This window comes from Aeoliella mucimassa (assembly GCF_007748035.1).
In the GTDB taxonomy this organism is placed as follows: domain Bacteria; phylum Planctomycetota; class Planctomycetia; order Pirellulales; family Lacipirellulaceae; genus Aeoliella; species Aeoliella mucimassa.
Genome location: NZ_CP036278.1, coordinates 2,017,466 through 2,037,244, shown reverse-complemented (window position 1 = coordinate 2,037,244; position 19,779 = coordinate 2,017,466). Strand labels below are relative to the sequence as shown.

9 protein-coding genes are annotated in these 19,779 nt (G+C 59.0%); 2 read left to right on the top strand and 7 right to left on the bottom strand.

What is annotated here, in order from left to right; translation table 11 throughout:
• Nucleotides 1–175 precede the first annotated feature (175 nt).
• The 7 genes from Pan181_RS08200 to Pan181_RS08170 form a co-directional block, all read right to left on the bottom strand.
• Nucleotides 176–2,812: a beta strand repeat-containing protein gene (locus tag Pan181_RS08200; protein ID WP_197529037.1), complete on the bottom strand. Its 2,637-nt coding sequence runs from the start codon at nt 2,810–2,812 to the stop codon at nt 176–178.
• Nucleotides 2,813–3,017: 205 nt separating this feature from the next.
• On the bottom strand, nt 3,018–3,551 hold the full coding sequence (locus tag Pan181_RS08195; RefSeq protein WP_145246364.1) for a hypothetical protein: 534 nt from the start codon (nt 3,549–3,551) through the stop codon (nt 3,018–3,020).
• A gap of 88 nt (nt 3,552–3,639) precedes the next feature.
• A complete protein-coding gene (locus tag Pan181_RS08190) occupies nt 3,640–4,581 on the bottom strand; it encodes an IS5 family transposase (RefSeq protein WP_145244898.1) in 942 nt (313 codons plus the stop codon).
• Between the two features lie 71 nt (nt 4,582–4,652).
• A complete protein-coding gene (locus Pan181_RS08185; protein WP_145246363.1) occupies nt 4,653–7,712 on the bottom strand; it encodes a peptidylprolyl isomerase in 3,060 nt (1,019 codons plus the stop codon).
• A 388-nt stretch (nt 7,713–8,100) separates the two neighbouring features.
• Nucleotides 8,101–10,533 carry an alpha-L-arabinofuranosidase C-terminal domain-containing protein gene (locus tag Pan181_RS08180; RefSeq protein WP_197529036.1) on the bottom strand — a complete coding sequence of 811 codons (2,433 nt, stop codon included), beginning with the start codon at nt 10,531–10,533 and terminating at the stop codon, nt 8,101–8,103.
• 427 nt (nt 10,534–10,960) lie between these two features.
• Nucleotides 10,961–14,332: a rhamnogalacturonan lyase family protein gene (locus Pan181_RS08175; protein ID WP_197529035.1), complete on the bottom strand. Its 3,372-nt coding sequence runs from the start codon at nt 14,330–14,332 to the stop codon at nt 10,961–10,963.
• 72 nt (nt 14,333–14,404) lie between these two features.
• Nucleotides 14,405–17,560 carry a rhamnogalacturonan lyase family protein gene (locus Pan181_RS08170; RefSeq protein WP_197529034.1) on the bottom strand — a complete coding sequence of 1,052 codons (3,156 nt, stop codon included), beginning with the start codon at nt 17,558–17,560 and terminating at the stop codon, nt 14,405–14,407.
• Between the two features lie 531 nt (nt 17,561–18,091).
• On the opposite strand from Pan181_RS08170, the gene Pan181_RS08165 reads away from it, so the two are divergent.
• Both Pan181_RS08165 and Pan181_RS08160 read left to right on the top strand, forming a co-directional pair.
• A complete protein-coding gene (locus Pan181_RS08165; RefSeq protein ID WP_145246360.1) occupies nt 18,092–19,195 on the top strand; it encodes a DUF1559 domain-containing protein in 1,104 nt (367 codons plus the stop codon).
• A 51-nt stretch (nt 19,196–19,246) separates the two neighbouring features.
• On the top strand, nt 19,247–19,666 hold the full coding sequence (locus Pan181_RS08160) for a hypothetical protein (protein WP_145246359.1): 420 nt from the start codon (nt 19,247–19,249) through the stop codon (nt 19,664–19,666).
• The last annotated feature ends 113 nt before the right edge of the window (nt 19,667–19,779 follow it).

The window sequence follows — 19,779 nt, the reverse complement described above, 5'->3', positions numbered from 1 at the left end:
TCCATTTGCCTGGCCCCCTGAACGAGTTATACGCGAATTGCAGAAAAGACACGGTACCCCAAGCCCCATGGCTTCAGGGTGTCCGTGTGTTGTTATCGGCAAGCTGCGCAAACAAATCCAGTTGAAGCGACTTTTCCGCTCAACGAATGCTAGCAATTCGGGCAACTCTTGCGGGCTAGGTGCCTAGCACCGCAAAGTCGAAGGTGTTATCTCCTGTCAGTAGGTTTTCGGCCAGGTCGTCGATCAGCGAGTTATCGAGCGTTAGTTCGTAGCTCTCGATCGCCAGATCGGTCGCCAGATTGAGCGTTACCGAAGTATCACTCACTTGAGTCAGATCCACAAAGCTAACAACAGTGCCATCGTTGGTGCCCCCTACGATCTCCAGCGTGTAGTTGCCGATGTCGAAGGCAGCCGACCCCATGGCCTCGCTGAAGGTCACCGTGAGCGAGCCGATAGAGCCCGTCAGATCACCGCTGGGGGCCGTAACCACCGTCGGAGCGGTCGTATCGTCGACCACGGTGAACGTTACGAGTTCCTGGTCGACGTCGCCTTCGCTGTCGACCAGGAGGATGCGGAAGCTATAGGTGCCGGTCGCATCGGGAGTCCAGCTGAACACCCCGCCTGGGTTGGTGATCGTGGGGATCGCCGCTCCGTCAGGCAGGCCGCTGTCGTCAGAGTCGATAAGGAATTGGAGTTCATCCGCAGTATGGTCGAGATCGGTTCCGGTAGCGGTGAAGCTAACCGTGGTGAACTCGGTGACCTCCACCGGTGTTTCGGGGGCGTCGTACGGTGCGGGTAACGTCAAATCAGGCACGTCGTTTATCGCGAACACGGTAACCGTGGCCGTAGCCGGCAGGCTATCGACCACTCCGTCGTTCACGACGACCTCGATAGCTCGATCCCCCGCTGTGGGGTCCTCAGAGGTGTTCTGGTAGCTCAGCGACGCAATTACCGATTGATAGTTCGCGATCGTGTCGACTCCAGTCAGGCTCAGGATGCCCGTCGTGTCGTCGTAGCTGGCGGTAATGCTGGTACCCGTAGTGTCGGCCGCCAGCACTTCCGCGGTTCCGTCGGAGAAGTTGGTGATCGTCACGGTAGCCGAAGTGATGGTGGTGCTTGAATCGGTGGTGATTGCCACATCGGGTTCAGCCAATGGCACCGCAAAGTCGTTTTCGATGAACGACACCAGGAAGCCAGTTCCCTCCGAATCGCCATTCAGATCGACCGTTGGGCGGGCCGCGTTGACCATGGCCGAGAACTCGAGGTTATCCGACATCACGGGGGTGCCGTCGTCGCTCACCAACACGGCGAAACCAACCGAGTTACCCTCGTCGCTCGCCCCCGGAGTCCAGCGAATCTCAGCGGTGTTCGCACCCGTTTGCGTAATGGTCGCACTGGCTGGCGAGTTGCTTGTATCCAGACTGAAGGTCAGTGTGTCGCTGCTGTCGACGTCCGAGGCGGTGACCACCACCACCATTTCTTCGCCCACGTAAGCGGTCTGAGTCTCAAGATCGGCAAACGCGGGGGCGTCGTTCGCAGTGGTAATTGATATGGTCGAGGTGCGAATCGTGCTGTAGTTCGCACCATCGCTGACGATCACCAGAATGGCACGAGGGTCCGTCGAAGGATCGTCCGAGGTATTGTTGTAGGTCAGCGTACGAAGCACCTGCTGGTAGTTGGCCACAGTGTCGCTACCCGACAGGGTCAAAACGCCGTTCGCGTTATTATAGCCGGCGGTAATATTAGTACCGGTGGTATCAACAGCCAACAGCTCTGCATCGCCATCCATCAGGTTGCTGATGGTAATCACCGCGATGTCGAGGTTGTCGTTGTCGGCGTCGACCACGGTCATGGACGCGTCGACAATGGAGACGGCCCCTGCCCCTTCGACAAACGTTGCAGTGCTGTTCTGGCCATCCGTTTCGCCGTTCAGGTCGACTTCCGGCGTGGTATTTTCTCCACTTACGGTGACTGTTGAAACAGCCGCGTCGCTCACCGCATCGCCATCTCTAACGAGCACTTCGATGGTGCGATCGCCCTCGGTCGGTGAGGCCGAGGTGTTCTCGTAGGTAAGCGTTCGCAGCACTTTTTGGTAATTCTCGAGCGTATCGGCACCCGTCAGGGTGAGAGTATTAGTCGACTCGTCAAACTCGGCGCTGATATTGGTATCTGTCGTATCGACCGAAAGTACCTCGTCTTCCCCATCGGAGGCATTGGTGATGATGATCGAAGCCGAAACTAGTTCGGTATTGTCCTCATCCGATACGGTAAGGTTCTCGTCGTCCACAATCGTGACCGGATCATCCCCTTCAGTAAACGAGGCTGCGTAGCCGGTTCCCTCTTCCGAACCATTGAGATCGACCTCAGGCGACGCATTCGCCGAGCTGACCACCACAGTAATCGTCTCGGCATCCGCCAAAACTGGCGATCCCTCGTCGACCACGATAATCACGATCTCAAACGTGCCTAGCTGACTCTCGGTCGGAGTCCACGTAAGCACACCATCGGAAGTGATAGTCGCCCCGGTTGGCGTGTCGTCGGGCACGTCGGGATCGAGCATGAAGCGGAACGTATCGCCCGATTCGTTGCCTTCTCCATCGGGATCTGAGATGGTACCACCGGCGGTTAGTAAGTCGAGCGTCAACGTGTCGCCGGCAACCACCTCTTGAGTGGCGATGGCCGACAAATCGAGATCAGGAGTGTAAGGATTTCCTTCTAACCCTGTCGCGTCGAGTACGATGCGCTGCTCAAGCGACTCATGCCCCAGAGGGCGACGCTGAGCGGGTGCAGTCTTGCTCTTGGTCCGAGTCATAAAATACTGCAAGCGTCTTCTCATTCCGCCGTTTTCAAATCGTGCCACTGTGGTCAATCCTTCGTTGCCTGAACGTATTAGCCAGTGAGTGCGACCTATTATCCTGGCCACATCCGGCATTGCAAGTTTACTCAAGTAATTTCGCTATATATTCTGACACCGACCGTGCCATGGCGTCGGTCGGTGTCAGCGTAGTTATCTTTGACTAGGTCATGCTGTCGGCCAACACCTCGATGGTAATGACCTGCGAGTCGTAGTCGCTGGAGTTCAGCGGCGTTTCGCGGGCGACGAGCACGCCGATCTGCATTTCGCCGGTGAATCCATCGGGGGGAGTCACGGTCAGCAGGCCGGAATCACTCAATTCGTAGGTGTAATCGACATCGCCCACCGTGTACGCCTGGTACACCACGGGGTCGTCTTCCGCGTCGAAGTACTCCAGCTGAATCGAAACGGCTGTCCCCTCGGTAGTCGACACAGGATCGATATCCGCCAGGAACGGCCGCGTATCGTAGGTGTCGTCCTCAACATCCACTGTGAACTTCTGCTCATAGGAATTGCCGAGGCTGTTAGTAACCGTTACCGTGATCTCCACGGGCCCGCTAACTCCTTCGGCGGCCTTAAGCAGGACGACCGCATTCTCGTTGTCGGTAAAGATTTCGACATCGTTCATGATGAGGTCAAACGCGGGGCTCGACACTTCGCCGGTCGAGGCCGACTCTTCCACCGCAATGTCGCTCATCGCCGCTCGAGCCGATTCGCCCTCGACCAACAGACCAAATATCGAATGGTTGAAGTCAAGGTTTCTTAGGCTGTCGCGGCCTTGTTGACTAACTCCACTCGAACTGTGGAAGCCCGAGTTGGGTGAATTGATTGATGATTTTACAGCGCAAGCGGGCTTCCGTTTGTTGGTTTTCGAATACTCGGTTTTTGAGATGGCTCCCAAAGCTTTGTTTCACTCGGTACATGGTCGTTTCCGCCAAGCTTCTACGATGATAGCCCACTTCCTCTTTCCAACTCCTACGCCCCTTGCGTCGAATCTGACGAATTGCCTCGTCCCGGGGCAAAGGCTCCTCCGCAGAGTTGCCATGTTGTTTGATCTTGGCGTTGTGCTGCGGCGGAATCACCGGCTCAATGCCTTCGGATTCCAGCCCTTCATAAACCTTCCACTTGTCGTAACTACCGTCGCCGTGAAACTTTTTTACGGGCTGCTCCACCTGCTCCAGCATTTCGGGAACCGCATCGGCATCGTGGCAACTGTTCTCGGTCAAAATCTCCGCCACAATCTCGCGGGTGTCAGGATTCACCGACAAATGCAGCTTCCGCCATGTCCGCCGCTTCGACTTGCCATGCGTCCGCATCTTCCATTCGCCCTCGCCAAACACTTTCATGCCGGTGCTATCCACCACGATATCGATGTCGCCCCTCTTGTTAGCGATATCGAGCGAAACATTCAGCTTGCTGGCTCGCTTGGCGAGCGAAGAATAATTGGGAATCGCTGCCTCGACGCCCAACATCGCCACCAGCGAGCGGCCGAATCCCTCAGTCTGCCGATAGGGAAGTTTCAGCAGTTCGCGAATCGTCAGCAAGCACTCGATCGCCGTATCGCTGAAGACAAAAGGGCGACCGACTTTTGTCTGGTCGTTAGGATGTTCCCAGTTCTCCAACGCCTCGTCGCTAAACCAAATAGTGATGTTTCCACGCTCGATGAGCGACTTGTTATACTCCTTCCAGTTCGTGACTTTGTAGGTTCGTTTTTCTTTCGTAGCCATGTTCGATCTCCGTAAAAAAGGTACGTGGTTCCATTCCACGTTAGTTTTTACGGAGGTTTGTGACTAATTGTTCAACAAGGCCGGCTGTCGCTGTCCCCTTCGGTGATGAAAAATTGCGAATCGTTGGTGTCGTCGGCACTCTTCGCAAACGACAGCAAACCAGTGCGATTGTGCTGCAGATCAAGATTGAACTCGTCGTCGAAGTCGCCGAGGTCCGATCCGCCGGTGCCATCGCCATCGGGATCGCCACCTTGAATCACAAAGTTGTTCAGTACGCGATGGAACGACACACCATCGTAGAAATCGGCCATCGCCAGATCGATGATCCGCTGCGTAGCGGTCGGCGTGTAGTTCTCGAACAACTGGAAGACCAAGTCACCGTAGCCTTCGACATCGATCACCATCGAACGATTGCCGGTTAGCAGTTCGGCGGTGACGTCGGCGTTGTCGGTGGTGATGGTATAGGTCAATGCCCCGCCGGCTGGATCATAGCCGTCGAGTGGAATCAACAGTGGCGAACCAACCAGCAACGTATCGTCGGCAATCTCTGCCAGGTACGGAGTATCCGAGACCGGAATCGTCACGCCCGCTGCGGCCGCGAGTGTCTGTAGCGACTGCACACCAACCAGGCGAGTGCCATCGGCAAACACCCAGGTGGGGAACTCTTCGATCTCGTTCTCTTCTCCCACGTCGTTCAATTCGCGATTTTCGTCGGATGACTCAACAAAGGGAAGCAGTTGTGCCCCGTCTTCAAACAGTTCTTTCTGTTCGGTGCAGTTCTCACACCAGGCAGCTCCGTAGAACTTGGCGCCCGAGTCGGTGATCGCCTGGGCGAGGCTTACCAAGTCCATCGCTCCGATCGAAATCGTAATCTCTGCGAGCTCGCTCGTTTCAAGGCTATCGGTGGCACTCACTGACACAGTGCGTGATCCGGTCGCCGAGTCCGAACTATTCTCGTAGGTCAGCGTTCGCAACACGCGAGCATAGTTTTCGGCAGTATCACTGCCGGTGAGCGTCAGTGTGCCGGTCGCGGTATCGTAGGACGCGGTAATCGCGGTATCGAGCACATCGACAGCCAGCGTTTCGACAGTACCGTCGGCCGAATCGTCGAGCACCACGGTCGCGCCCGACACCGTGTCGTCTTCGGCTCCATTGATGACCAGCACGTCTTCGACGATGGCCACCGCTCCACTCGAAACCGCATAGGTTGTCGAGGTATCGGTTCCATCGACCTCTTCACCGTTCAGATCCACGGTCAGTGGAGTATTCAATACTTCCACCGTGAAGTCCTGGTAGGCTTCCATCACGGGATCACCGTCATCGGTCACCACCACACGGAAGTTCACCGAGGTGCCTTCGAAATCACTGCTCGGAGTCCAACGGATAATCGCAGTATTGTTGTCGGTTTGTTCGATCGTCGCATCGGCTGGTGAGTTGTCGCCATCGAGCGAGAACGTCAGCGTGTCTTGCGTGTTGATATCGGTGGCGGTGATCGTGATCGAGTACTCTTCGTCGACCGATGCTTCGCCGTCGTCGATCGTATCGATGACAGGAGCCTCTTGTTCAACGACGGTCAGCGTGAATTCCTCGGAGTCGACCATCACCGGCTCACCATCATCGGCTACGAGCACGCGGAACGTGACTGTCTCGCCGAGCAGGTCCTCGGTGGCGGTCCATCGAATCACTGCCGTGTTGTTATCGATTTGTTCAATCGTCGCTCCTTCTGGCACGTTCTCGGTATCGAGATAGAAGCTCAGCGTGTCGCGCGAGTTCTCGTCGGACGCTGTGACCGTTACCGAGTATTCTACGCCGACCGTCGCGTTGTCGTCGTCGATCTCTTCGAGATCCGGAGCGACCTGGGCTTCTAGTTCATAGTCGTAATCCTGTTTATAAACGCCATAGCGATCGGTCGTGCCACGGCCCGACCACACGATCACCGCCTTGTCGCCTTGGATAGCCACCGAAGCGTAGTGCTGATGCCCGGAATTGGCTCCCGCCATTTCCTGGTTCACCGCAAACGAATCGTCTTCGGGGGTGCCATCTTCGTCGAACGACCGGGCGGCGACCTCCCATCCGGCTCCGTCGTCGGTTCCGGTGGTCCAGGTGACGAGCCACGAGCCATCGTCGGCGATCGCTAGCTTCGCGTCGTATTGTTGTCCTTCCGTTTCGTCGTTTACGAGGATTTCGTCGCCGAAGGTCTCGCCATCGCTAGCGAGCACCCGGGCGACAATGCCCCAGCCATCGCCATCCTGCTCGCGCGATTGCCAGATGGCGACCACTTCGCCATCGGGCCCAGCAGCGAGCGATACATTCTGTTGTGCGTCGTCCGTCGTTGTATTCCAGGCAAACTCCTCGCCGAGTAGCTCGCCATCGGTGTCGTACCGTTGACCATATACTCCCCAGTCGCTGCCATCCTGGCCCATGCTGCTCCAACTGGCGACCAGCACGTCTTCGCTGTCGAAGACCAAAGCGATTCCGGTTTGGCTCTTCTCGGTTGTCGTGTTCACCAGCACTTCGTCGCCGACCATCTCGCCGTCGGCGTCGAACCGTTGCAGGTAGACGCCGGTCGAGTCGTCGGTACTCTGACCACTCCAACCAATAGCGAACGACCCGTCGGAGGCCATTGCGATCGCCGGATCGAACTGCTTACCGCCGACCGTGGTGTTCACCAGTACTTCGTCGCCCAAGGCGGCTCCATCGGCGTCGAACATCCGCATGAAGATGCCTTGGCTATCTCCTTCACCGCGTCCGCTCCAGGTGATCACAAACGAGCCATCTTCGAACACCTCGACCGATGCTTCGGACTGCGTGCCGGCGAAGGTGCTGTTTACCTGAAAGTCCTCCAACAAGACATCGCCGTCGGAGTCGTATACTTTGGCAAACACGCCTGAGTTGTCAGTCGCGCCGGCGCCGCTGTAGACGACCACGCTGTTCGAGTCGCTCATACCGACCGCCATTTGCGAGCCGGCTGTCGACTGGGCGTGGACGACCAGGTCGTTTATTAACGACTCGTCGCCGACCGTATCGGCGGCCATCATCCAACGAGGTTCAAGCGTTTGGAAGGTGCGTTGCGGGCGGGCGGGACGGCGGGAGGGTCGGCGATAGCGCCAATACCACTGGCGAAGATTCATTGCTGAGAGTGCCTGTAGTGTCAATCAATGATGCGGGGAAGTGAAGCTCTCAGTATGATCGCTAACTCCCGAATCAACAATCAATTCGCAGGATTCTCGGCTTTCTGAGCATCGGGGGGTTCGAATTACACCAGTTGCAGGCCCCCAGGCGTTACAACCGGTCCTCCGCAATTCGGTCCCCAGTGAGCCGATTCGCCCCACGAGCAATGCTCTCTACAGGCAGTTTTTTGCTTTATTCGATCAGATCTCCTAGTTAACTTCTAGTTTTTGCAGGAAATGGCAGTTCGGGCATCCCCATCTAAGAAAGAGGATGCCCGAACGCCCGATGCGAACGGCTGCCGCTCGTCGTTCTCGTCATCCCTTGCCGAGTTCGACGAGCATCGCCGCTTTACTTCAATTTCACCTTGAGCACCTGCACCGAGATCGGCGGCAGCTCTAGTTTCATCGTGCGAGCGGCTTTCAGCTCGGTAACGACCGGCTGCACCGCTTCGGACTCGCGGGTGTTCACCGCCCCGGCGGGGCCGTCGATCGTGGTCAGCGTGGCCTCGTCGGCCAGGCGGCCCCCCTGCAGCACCACGGTCGTTTCGACTGGCTCGTCGCTCGGATTCACCAGCTTCACCATCACTTCGCTGTTCGAGCGATCCATCGTCGGCGATACGCACAACTCAGGCGACATCGCTTGGAAGTCGTGAATCAGCTTGCCATCGATGTAGCAACGGATGCGGCCGCCATCGAGTTCGACCTTCAGGTCGTACCAGCGGTTCGATTCGATGCTGCCACGGGTGGTGACCAGGCGATCGGTCGATTGGCCGTTCTGGCGGACTTCGATGCCATGCTGGGTGTTGCCCCAGCCGCCGATGTTCCACCAGTAGTAGTGGCCATCGTCGTAACCAAACGCCAGCAAGAAACCTTCCTCGCCGCCGGTCTTGCGAGCCCGCACTTCGTACACGGTCTTGCTGCCATCGGCACTTTCGGGGGCGAGGCTCATCGCTGGCTCGGCACGAACATCGCGTTGGAAGTAGGCACTCTTCGTGTTGTCGTAGTCGCCTCCCAGCACTTCCCAATCGGCGAAGTTGAGCGGCTTGCCATTGAGCTTGGCCGATTCGACCTCGATGGTGGTCAGCCAGGTACCAATGCCAACTCGGCCCGCGTATCGCTTATCGACCACGTTACGAGCCATCTCGACACTGTTATCCAGGTAAACATCGCCTTTGTTCGTGGCGAACATCTGCTGCACGTAGTAGTTCGGCGTGCGAACCACTTGCGTGTTGTCGAACCAAATCAGGTCGGCCTTGGGCCACTGCGTGTAGTTGTACTTGGCCAGCAGCGGGGCGTAGCAGGTCATGTCGACGATGTCGGCATTGCGTTCGATGCCGGTCAAGTAGGCGGCTTCGGCCATGGCATTGAACATGCTGTTGCCTTCCGAAGCGTACTCGCCGACGAAGATCTTCGGCTTGTTACGATCGAACGAATCGAACCGGCGAGTGTTGCTCAAATACCAGTTCGGATTCATATAGTAGTGCTCGTCGCTGCTGTATACCTGCTCGCGAGTCATCAGGTCGTACAGCGGGATTCCCTCGCCGAGGCCCGAGGTACCGACGATTTTAATGTCGGGATAACGCTCACGAATCGCCGCGACAAAGTAAGGGAACCGCTCCCGCACTTCGGGAGTGTCGTGCTCTTCGTTACCCAGGCAGACGTACTCCAGATTAAACGGCTCGGGGTGGCCCATCTCGGCTCGCAGCTTGCCCCACTCACTCTCTACCGGGCCATTGGCGAACTCAATCAGGTCGAGCGCGTCGTCGACCCAAATGTGCAGGTCTTCCATCGGCACCTTGTCGAACGGACGCGTAAAACCGCAGGCGACGCCCACTGGCACCACTGGCAGCGGAGTCGCACCGATGTCTTCACACAGCTGCATGTATTCGAAATAGCCGAGCCCGTAACTTTGGTGATACCCCCAGCGGTTCCAGTTCGGCTTCCGCTCGGCAACGTCGCCCACAGTGTCTTTCCAGCGGTACGCATTGGCCAGGCCGCTGCCATGGGCGATGCAGCCGCCAGGGAACCGGAGGAACTTGGGATTCAACTCGGCCAGGGCTTGGCCCAGGTCTTTGCGCATGCCGTTTTTGCGGCCTTTGAACGTCTCCTGCGGGAACAGCGAAACCATGTCGAGCGACAGCACACCGCCGCCGGTGGTGGTGACCACTAGCTTGGCCTTGGTCGCGTCGTCGCTGGCGGTGAGCGTCAGCTCGTACTTCTTCCACTCGGCCGAAACCGCATCGATGGAGCCTTCGGCCAGTACCGAACCATCGTCCTTCACTAGCTGCACGTTGATCGCCTTGTCGGCATCCTCGGTCCTGCGGGCGTAGACCGAGAAGTCGTACTTCGCATCCTTCTCGAGCACAATGCCGGCAAAGCCGCTGTTGGCGATGCCAGCGGTTCCGGTGCCATCGAGGGCGATGTTCACATAATGGGTGTTCTTGTCGTTCAGCGGCGCTTCGTCGACCACGGCCAACTTGGCGGTGCCACCGTCGCGTTGCACACGCTCCCAGGCACTCAGCGGATGCAGCCGGCGATTGTTACTGAGCGGGTAGTACTCGAACGAGCGGTTCTGCACCAACTCGGCATACAGCCCGCCGTCGGCTGCGTAGTTGATGTCCTCAAAAAATAGCCCGTACAGTACCGGGCTCAGTTCGACCGATGGCCGATCGAGATGCACGTGTACTTCGGCCTCGACGGCCAGACTCTGCGAAACGGATCCGGTCGCCAGCACGCAGGCAGCAACCCCAAGCAGCAGACGATTCGTCAACTTGCCAAGCATGGGAGAAATCCCTCCAGTTGATAGAAGACTAGGATGCTGCCCGCCCGGCCAAGCTAAGTTCCGCCGATGAGGGGAGCAGCACAATAAAAAGCAAAATAGTTTAGAAATCATTATTCCCGCCGGTCGTCCGCTTGTCCATAACAGACAGCGGATGTTGCGATAGTTTTCGAGGGGCAAATGCCCCCAAAGTACCGAAAACGATTCGTGGGGGCTTTATTCGGCCGGGGATCAACCGCGAGAGCATTAAAAACCACCTTGTTTTGCAGGGTAAAGGACATTTGGTGAGATTTCGGTCAAAGGCGATTTCGCCCCACCCACCGGCCGGGTGGGGGCAATACGGTCGTGGTCGCTGAGCCACCACGGCCAGCGGGTCACACCTATACATGCGACCACTTATCATTAGAGCAGATGGGTGGCCAAATTCCAGCTAAAACTGGCGAGAAACGCCCCATTCGGCAAACGCCAAATCGAGCGGGCGATCGGCCCCGATCGGGCCACGCTGCGGTGCGAAATGCTCACGCATCTGCTGCTCATTGGTCTGGCGAGCGCCAAGACTCCTAGAAGTGAATGGAAGCGACTGCGTCTGACGCGGAACCGAAGGCGAAACGACCTCGGAGGAGGTCTCAGAAACACCCCCACCCGAGGGGGCACCAGACAACGCATGCGATCGACTGCTTACTGGTCTGCCACCCTCACCAAGACTGACTGCCAGAGGATTGGCCGCGAGCGGCGACAGTCCACTGGTGCTGTTCGACGAGTCGCCGCTGGCACTACTGGTGGCCGTGTCGCCAGTCACGGCCGCATCGATGTTCGGCTGCCCGTCGGCGGGCGCTGCGTTGCTAGTGGGCTCTGTCGTATCCGGCACCGCGCTGTCGGTAGGAGTCCCGGCCAATAGGCTCCCCACCGCTGGTTCGCTGCTGGACTCCGTCGATGAGGCCGCGGCCACTCCGCTGAGCAGCGGCGTTTGGGCGACCGCGCCGAAGTTCTCTTTCCATACCTGGTAGTCTCCCTGGTCGATCACTCCGTTGTGATCGCCATCGGCGGCCAAGTTGGTAGTGCTACCGAGCCAGTCGCGCCACACGGTGTAGTCGCCGAGGTTCACGACGCCATCCTGGTTATAGTCGCCAGAGAGTTCTCCGCCGAAGAAAAGCGGCGGGGTCGGCGCCTCGCCCATCCCCGCACCAATAAAGTAGCTAGGGTGCGGCGGCTGATTGTAATAGACGTTCTGCCAGGCGACCGCTTCGCGGTACTGCAGGTCGTGCATGAGCGTCGGTAGTCGCATGGTCGAAGGAATGGTCGTCGACCAGATTTCAAGCGCCGAATTATCGGCCCGCCGCCAGATGACCTCCTCGCGCCAGTCGCCAAACAGGTCGGCCGTTAAACTGGGATTACGCTTGGTGCCGTTGTTGCTGCTGAGCCCTGCGTTGTTGTTGATGCCGCTGTTGCCGTACGACACCAGGTTCTGCCGGCCTGGGTTCGCCCACTCGTAATGCCATTTCGAAATCGTGGTGCCATCGAGGGTTTCACGCAGCGGGTCGGCATCCCACCAGATGCCAAAGTTCATGTGCACGTTCGATGGAGCTTCGTAAATGGCTCCCACTTGCACGTTGTAAATGGTCGGCCCGCTGTTGCCCGGCTCGACGTACGAGGTCCAGAACTCGTAGCCCGGGTAATTGGGATCGATGTCGAACGCTACCCCGCGACCGACGTCGCCGGTGGTCTCGATGCCAATCAGCAGTTCGCCGGTCATCGCGTCGCGATAGTCGCCGCCGGCCAATCCGTACTCGCCGGGACTTTCGTGCGGCTCGAAGATCTCGAGGCCGGGATTGTCGGGGTCCATGTCGGCCACGTGCAGCGCGTCGCCATGCCCGCGACCGGTGCTGTACAGCCCGGTGCCATCCTGATCGACCACCATCGCTCCCCAGATGACTTCGTCGTAGCCATCGCCATCGACGTCGGCAACACTCACCGCCTGATTGCCCTGCCCTACGTAGTCGGCGTTCACGTCGTTGCCGGTGCCTTCGGTCGCGGTGAAGGACCACAGGTCGGTCAGTTGGCCGTCGCCAAAGTTCCAGGCGGTCAGTTCCGTTTTGGCGGTGCCATACTGGGCCTGGCCATGATAGATGCCTCGGCCGGTGACGAGACTCGGGTGCTGCCCGTCGAGGTAAGCGACCACGTATTTATGGGTGGTCGAGCGGTGGCCGTAGTTGTCGCCCCAGTCGGTTACGGTGCCGCGGGCGGGCAGCAGGTTGGTGCTGGCGAGCACGTCGCCGGTGTAACCATCGAACACGGTCAGGTACTCCGGCCCGGTGGTGATCCAGCCGGAGGGATCGACCCAGTTGGCATTCGGATCGCCCACGACATCGTTGGTGGAGAAACTCAACCGCCCGCCGTCGTTCATGGCATGGTACGAGGTGGTGCCATCGGCGGAGTTCATGGCCACCTCGGCGCGGCCATCGCCATCGAGATCGTACACGATAAACTGCAGCGAACTGGCAATGGTGCGAATGTTTGGGCCCGCGTCGATTCGCCAGAGCAGCGTGCCATCCATGTCGTACGCGTCGACATACATGTTGGCCGTAGGAGCGTACAAATAATTGGTATCGGGATTTGGATTGGTGATTTCGGGCGTCCACTTGAGCACCACCTCGTAGTCGCCATCGCCATCGAGGTCGCCCACGCTGGCGTCGTTGGCCGTGTAGTGCCAGTTCTCACCGTTCACGATGGTATCGGGTGGGGCGACGATCGGCACCTCGATAAACTGCTGAGCCGCGGTGCTCGAAAGCAGCGTGTAGGTTTCGCTCGCTGCTTGCTCGACCCCATCGATCACCGGGCGGATCGAGTAGGTGTAGCTGAACGCACTGCTAGCCGAGTTATCGACGTAGTCGGTGGTGTTGGTGATCGGAGTCGCGTTGAGTTTGTAAGCGGTGCCGTTGTTGGTAGAGCGATAGAGATTAAAGCCGACGCCCGCCGGATCGTCGCCCAGCAATCGCCAGCCGACGTAGGCCGAACTGCTGCTGGTGCGCATGGCGATGACTCCCCGGTCGAGCTTCTCCATCTGCCGCGGCAACACGACGGGCTCATCGGGATAGGGATCGGGCAGCGGATCGCTGGGGAACTCCAACTCAAGCGTTGGGCGAACGGCTGCGTTGGGATTCTCCCGGGTGCCAAACGCGTAGCCGCGCACGTTGCCAGCATCAACATAGGTAATGAAGGTCACCAGTCCGTTGGCATCGGCCCGCTGCTGTAGAAACGCAACCAGGTCGGGCCCGGTGATCGACGAAGGGCTGCCATCGGCGTTGATCACGCTTTCGATGACGTCGGCACCGGTCTCTTGGTTGAGATTCTGAAGTCGCGCGGTGTCGAGCCCGTTGCCGCTGGTGTTGGTGTACTCGGCTCCCAGGTTGCCTTCGGCCAGCGTCGCTTCGTTCCAACCCTGCGGAGTGTTGCCAGCGAGGTCGAGCAGCCCGTACACGTCGAACCGGTCGGTGGTGACATAGTCGCTGCGCCCACCAGCTAGATTCGGCTGCTTGACGAACGACAAGGTGGCCGACTCGAGCGAGTCGAGCGACAGCCCGCTAAGGTCGAACTGCACGTAGGCCATGCGATCGGCGAATCCGCCGTTGCCGTCGATCAGGTCGAACACCTCGGCACTGCCGGCGCCGACTCCCGCCTGGGTGTAGGTGTCGGCGCTCGCTTGCAGCGTGACCACCGTGAGGGCGATGCGAGGTTCGAGCGGCTCGATGCGGAGCTTCGACGAGGTTGCCCGAAGCGTGCGACGTGACTTGGTGCGGTGCATGGCGGCTGGTACTGGGGCAAACGAGCTGGGGAGGCAAGCCAGGAGGCTTCTCTCCCGTTAGAAGTATGTGGATTAGGAGAACTCGCGCAGCGGGCCGACCAGAGGAATCCAATGCGGCAAGCTACCGGATGATGAAGAGTCCGAGGATGTGGACAAGGACATTGAGGCAGCTTGGCGAGCCCGGTGGTCGCGGCGGGCGAACGATTGCTCCGTCGCCTGCTGAGCGTGCTGGCGAACCATTATCTGCAGGTCGAGATTACTCGCAGCAGGTTGCTCCAGCGGCTGAGGACCGATTGCCTTGGGGCTCGGAGCTTGCGATTCGCTACCGAACGCAGCAAACGCAGCCGCCAGAGACGGGCTGGGCTCGGCCATCACCGGCGTATCGGTGGCAGCGGTGGAAGCCGACACGGTGGTCGACAAGCTTGCGAGCTCTCGCGACGAGAAGCTCGGCACCTCGTCGAGCACGGCCCCGAAGTTCTGTTTCCAAATCTGGTAGTCGGCATCGTCGATCACTCCGTTGTGATCGCCATCGGCAGCGAGATTGGTGGTGCTACCGAGCCAGTCGCGCCACACGGTGTAGTCGGCGAGACTCACCGCTCCGTCTTGGTTGTAGTCGCCAGGCAGAGTGCCGCCGTAATAGATCAGCGGCTGCGGCGGGGTGGTCATCCCCTCGCCGATCCAGTAGCTGGTATGGTTCGGCTGGTTGTAAGCCGAGTTCTGCGTAGCCACCGCTTCGCGGTAATGCGTGTCGTGCATCAACGTGGTCAGGCGGGTGTCGGTCGGGGTGGCTGAGATCCAGATCTCCAAGGCCGAGTTATCGGCCCGCCGCCAGACGATCTCCTCGCGCCAGTCGCCGAGCAGGTCGGCCACCAACGAGGGAGTGCTCTTAGTGCTGTTGTTGCTCGCCAGATGCCCGGTGTTGTTGAAACTGCTCGCCGAGTACGACAGCAGGTTCGTACGGCCCGGGTTGTTCCATTCCGAAACGGTGGTGCCGTCGAGCAGTTCCCGCGACAGGTCGCCATCCCAGTAGACCAGGAAGTTGACCATCATGTTGCCCGGCGTTTCGTACAGGGCGTCGCCGGAGACGTTGTAGATGTAGCGCGTGCCCTCGTCGGTGGTGGCCCAGAACTCGTAGCCTTCGTGGTTGGGATCGATGTCGCCGGCGACGCCGCGGCCGACATCGTTGTTCGAGGGAACCTGCACCAGCAGCTCGCCTGTCATGGCGTCGTGCACCTCGGCCCCGGCGTCGCGTCCCTGCGATTCGTAGGCACCAGGTGACTCGTGGACCATGAAGATCTCAAGCCCTGGGTTTGTGGGGTCCATGTCCGATACGTGCAGCGCATCGCCATGCCCTAAGCCAGTGGAGTACAGCCCGGTGCCATCGTGGTCGATGACCGAAGCGCCGTACACGATTTCGTCGTAGCCGTCGCCATCGACGTCGGCCACGACCATGGAGTGGGCTCCCTGCCCGATGTACTCGGAGTTCTCACCATTGGTGGCGGCATTGAACCGCCAGACCTGCGTGAGCTCGCCATCCCGCCAGTTGAGAGCGACCAGCTCGTTACGTGCCTGATAGCCGCTACGGGGACCATAATAGCCCCGCGCCCAGACAATGCTCGGCCGTGTGCCATCGACGTACGCGACCGCGGCCAGAAACCGGTCGGCTCGGTTGCCGTAGTTGTCGCCCCAAGAACTCACGTCGTTGCGTTCGAGCGGAAAGTTGATGGTCGCCAGCTCGCCGCCGGTATAGCCATCGAACACGGTTAGGTACTCCGGGCCGGTGAGGATGTAGCCACCCGAGTTGCGATAGTCGGCCTGGGGATTGTCGTCGTTGAGCAGCACGTAGTTGCCTTGGCCATCGACAGTGCCGGGCGCGGTTCGCAGTACGACCTCGGCGCGACCGTTGCCGTTGAAATCGTAGGCGAGCATCTGAGTGTAGTGCGCGCCGGCGCGGATGTTCACGCCGAGGTCGATCCGCCAGAGCAGCTCTCCTTCGAGCGTGTAGGCGTCGACGTACACGTTGCCGGTGTAGCCGGGCTTGGAGTTGTCTTGCGCGTTCGAGGGGTCCCACTTCAGGATGATTTCATATTGGCCATCGCCATCCAGGTCGGCGACGGTCGCATCGTTGGCCGAGTAGGTGTAGCTCTCGCCGGTGGGGGTGACTCCGCTCGGGGGAATCACCAGCGGGATGTCGATATGTTGCTGCACATCGGTCGTGGAGTCGAGCCAGTAGGTCTCGCTGCTGGCAAGTTCCACCCCATCAACGACCGGCACCACCGTGTAGAGGTAACTGAACGCGTCGCTGGCCGAGTTGTCGACGAACATCGTCGCGTCGGTGATGACCGCACTATTGAGCTTGTAGGAATCGCGCCCGCTAGTCGATCGATAGACATTAAAACCGATGTCGGCGGCATCGTCGCCCAGCAGCCGCCAGCTGAGCATCACGCTCGACGATGAAGTTCGCAGCGCGACCACTCCGCGATTGAGCTGCTCGACCTGGCGGGCAAATCGAGTGGGGTTCTCTGGGTAGGGATCGTTTGAGTCGCCGCCGCCGGAGCCTTCGTCGTAGGTGATCTCGAGCGTGGGGTGCATGCTCTGGTCGGCGTATTCCTTGCTGGCGAGCCCGTACCCGCGACCGTCGGCTTCGACGGGAATCACAAAGGTCACAAAACCGTCGTCGTCGACGCGCGAGTTGAGAAAGTCGACCAACGCAGTTCCCGTAAGGGTCTGGGCCGCTCCGGTGCTGTTGTTGATGGTCTCGGTGACGTCGGCACCATCCTCGGGGTCGAGTGAAGTAAGCCGAGAGCGGTCGATGCCATTGGTGCTGCTGTCGTCGTTCCACTCCGCCCCGTTGTTCGTGCCGGCGACGAGTGTCGACTCGTTCCAATCTTGCGGCGTGTTACCAGCCAGGTCGGCGAGACCATACACGGCGAAGCGACCTTCGTTGATCGCGTCGTTCCGCACGCTGGCCACTTTGGTGACCGTGAGCGTCGCCGAGGTGATCTCATCGATATTGAGCTGCGAGAGGTCAAACTTAATGTAAGGTACAAAGCTGTAGCGGGAGTCGAGCACGTCGACTCCGCCATTGCTATAGCCGGAGCGCAGGTAGGTATCGTCGCTGGCCGAAAGCGTGGTGACCGACAACAACTGCCGCGCTTCGAGCGATTCGAACATGAGCTTACGACTACGATGAGGCGCTTTCGCTTTGGAGCGCGACGAATGTTGCATGGTGCGATACCTGTTCCGACGTTCCACCTGCGGCGCGAGCGCTCTGTGGGAAGAGTTCCGCGCCGTTGAAAAGTTGCGAATGCTTGCGTCAGCGCGACACCGCATTCGCCATGAGGAGAGTAGACAAACGAGACCGCCGATAGCGAGTTGCACTCACCGCGCGACAGGCGAAGCTTTGCGACGATCACAAGCTGCCAACAACGCACAGCGAGTGCCTTCTGTTGCACGTACACCTGACGCTCGCCTGCCGTGCACTCTCTAAAGATTTATTATATCTAGACCATTTGTCGAGTCACACCATATTGCCGAGTTAATTCCCGCAACCTCTAGGCCATATTTCGCAATCGCAGCCCAAACCAATTGGCCGGCTAAATCGCATCTGTATAATTTTTTTAGTCGGACGCGATAGCGGGCGGGACGGCTCTCCTCTATCCAAGCTTTTCAAACGATTTCCAACGCGAAGATTCAACTTCTCGACTTTTCCCTCGTTCGAGGTCGCCAATAAGGGGCCTCCCAGGCTGGAGCTTTTCGATGTTCAAGACTCTGTGGCGTTATCGCCGTATGGATGGACGGTTGCGCGGCTCGCAAAGCGCCTTTACGCTTGTCGAGCTACTGGTGGTGATCGCCATTATCGGCATCCTGGTCGCGTTGCTTCTGCCGGCCGTGCAAGCAGCCCGTGAAGCCGCGCGACACATGGACTGTGCGAATCGTCTAAGACAGCTCGGCATCGCGGCTCATAACTATGCCGACACCTATGGAAAGCTTCCCCCGCACGCCGACGCTCCCACGGCCCTCAGCGCCCATGCGCGGTTGATGCCATTCATGGAGAACCAGGTGCTGGTCGACCTGATCGACCCCGACCAACACTGGTCGCAAGGTGCTAACGGGGTCGCGTATTGGACTCCCGTACCGCAGTTGCGATGTCCTTCGGCCGCCCAGGTGCAATGGACCGAGTTCACGTCTGCGCCGGCCAAGCCCGATGGCTCGTCGATTCCGGACTATGCCGAAACCGATCTGATGCCGCACTACGTACCGATCATGGGTGCCAAGCCTGGCCCTGACGAAGAGGGCAACACCATTTCGGCGTGCCCTCCCTCCGGTGGTGGTCGTGGTGCCCGCTTCAATTTCCCCGAGAATACCTATACCCAGTACAGTTGTGGTGGATCTGGCAGCTCGGGCGGAGTCGCGATTAACGGTGCGATCTATCCGTTTAACAATATGAAGCTGGCCCGCATTACCGATGGCACTTCGAACACCATGATGCTCGGCGAACTGTCTTGGCAAGCCGGGGCTTCGATGCCCTGGATCGTCGGCAGCCTTAGTGGTCGTTACCAGGACCCCAATTCCAAGGATAAAATCCGTCACTCTCGTGGTTGGGTATTCAACGCCAAGAACGTGTACCACCCCATCAAAGCAGCGGCTTACTACACTCCCGGCGATGGCGATCCACAAACCGCCTCGCCGACCAGCTACCCACTCACCGACTTGAGTCTCGGTAGCGAGCATCCCGGCGGAGTAAACATCCTGATGTGCGATGCGTCGGTGCACTTTATCAGCGAAGACGTGAGCCTCGAAGGAGTGCTGCGGCCGATGGCCAGCCGCGATTCGGGCGACATCTACGAATCTGGCTTCTAGCTCCAAGTGATACCAATGCTCCAGGCACCTGTAGATAAACCAACTCGGATCATGCGTACGATTATCATGGCAGTCGGGGTCTCCCTGCTCCCTAGCTTAGGGTGTGGAGGAGGCCCCGAAACTGCCAAAGTAACCGGCACCGTACTGCTGGATGGAAACCCTCTCTCGCAAGGCAAAGTGATATTTCGCCCTGAAAATGGCAAGGTGGCCGAAGGCGAGATTGCCAGCGACGGAACATTTAGGCTTGGCACTTTTAGCGACTCCGACGGAGCCTTGCTGGGCAAGCACAAAGTGGCCGTGATGGCTTATTCCAAGGCCAACTGGCCACCGAAGTACGACCAGCCCGATGGTTCGGTCGACTCGGGATCGCTGATTCCGCTGTTCTATACCTCGCCCGACTCGTCGGGTTTGGAATACGACGTGGAATCGGGCGGTAACGACTTTACGATCGAGCTGAAGTCGAAGAACTAACAACCCGCATTCGACGCCCGATGCGACGATAGCCAGCAGGTCGTCTCATCGGCAAGAGTTGTGAAAGACTCGCGAATCCCCAGGCCGCCAATCCGCGTGATTGGCGGCCTGTT

Coding starts and splice junctions, on each gene's coding strand:
- Pan181_RS08200 (WP_197529037.1), bottom strand. CDS start 2,812: ATGACTCGGACCAAGAGCAAGACTGCACCCGCTCAGCGTCGCCCTCTG.
- Pan181_RS08195 (WP_145246364.1), bottom strand. CDS start 3,551: ATGAGCGACATTGCGGTGGAAGAGTCGGCCTCGACCGGCGAAGTGTCG.
- Pan181_RS08190 (WP_145244898.1), bottom strand. CDS start 4,581: ATGGCTACGAAAGAAAAACGAACCTACAAAGTCACGAACTGGAAGGAG.
- Pan181_RS08185 (WP_145246363.1), bottom strand. CDS start 7,712: ATGAATCTTCGCCAGTGGTATTGGCGCTATCGCCGACCCTCCCGCCGT.
- Pan181_RS08180 (WP_197529036.1), bottom strand. CDS start 10,533: ATGCTTGGCAAGTTGACGAATCGTCTGCTGCTTGGGGTTGCTGCCTGC.
- Pan181_RS08175 (WP_197529035.1), bottom strand. CDS start 14,332: ATGCACCGCACCAAGTCACGTCGCACGCTTCGGGCAACCTCGTCGAAG.
- Pan181_RS08170 (WP_197529034.1), bottom strand. CDS start 17,560: ATGCAACATTCGTCGCGCTCCAAAGCGAAAGCGCCTCATCGTAGTCGT.
- Pan181_RS08165 (WP_145246360.1), top strand. CDS start 18,092: ATGTTCAAGACTCTGTGGCGTTATCGCCGTATGGATGGACGGTTGCGC.
- Pan181_RS08160 (WP_145246359.1), top strand. CDS start 19,247: ATGCGTACGATTATCATGGCAGTCGGGGTCTCCCTGCTCCCTAGCTTA.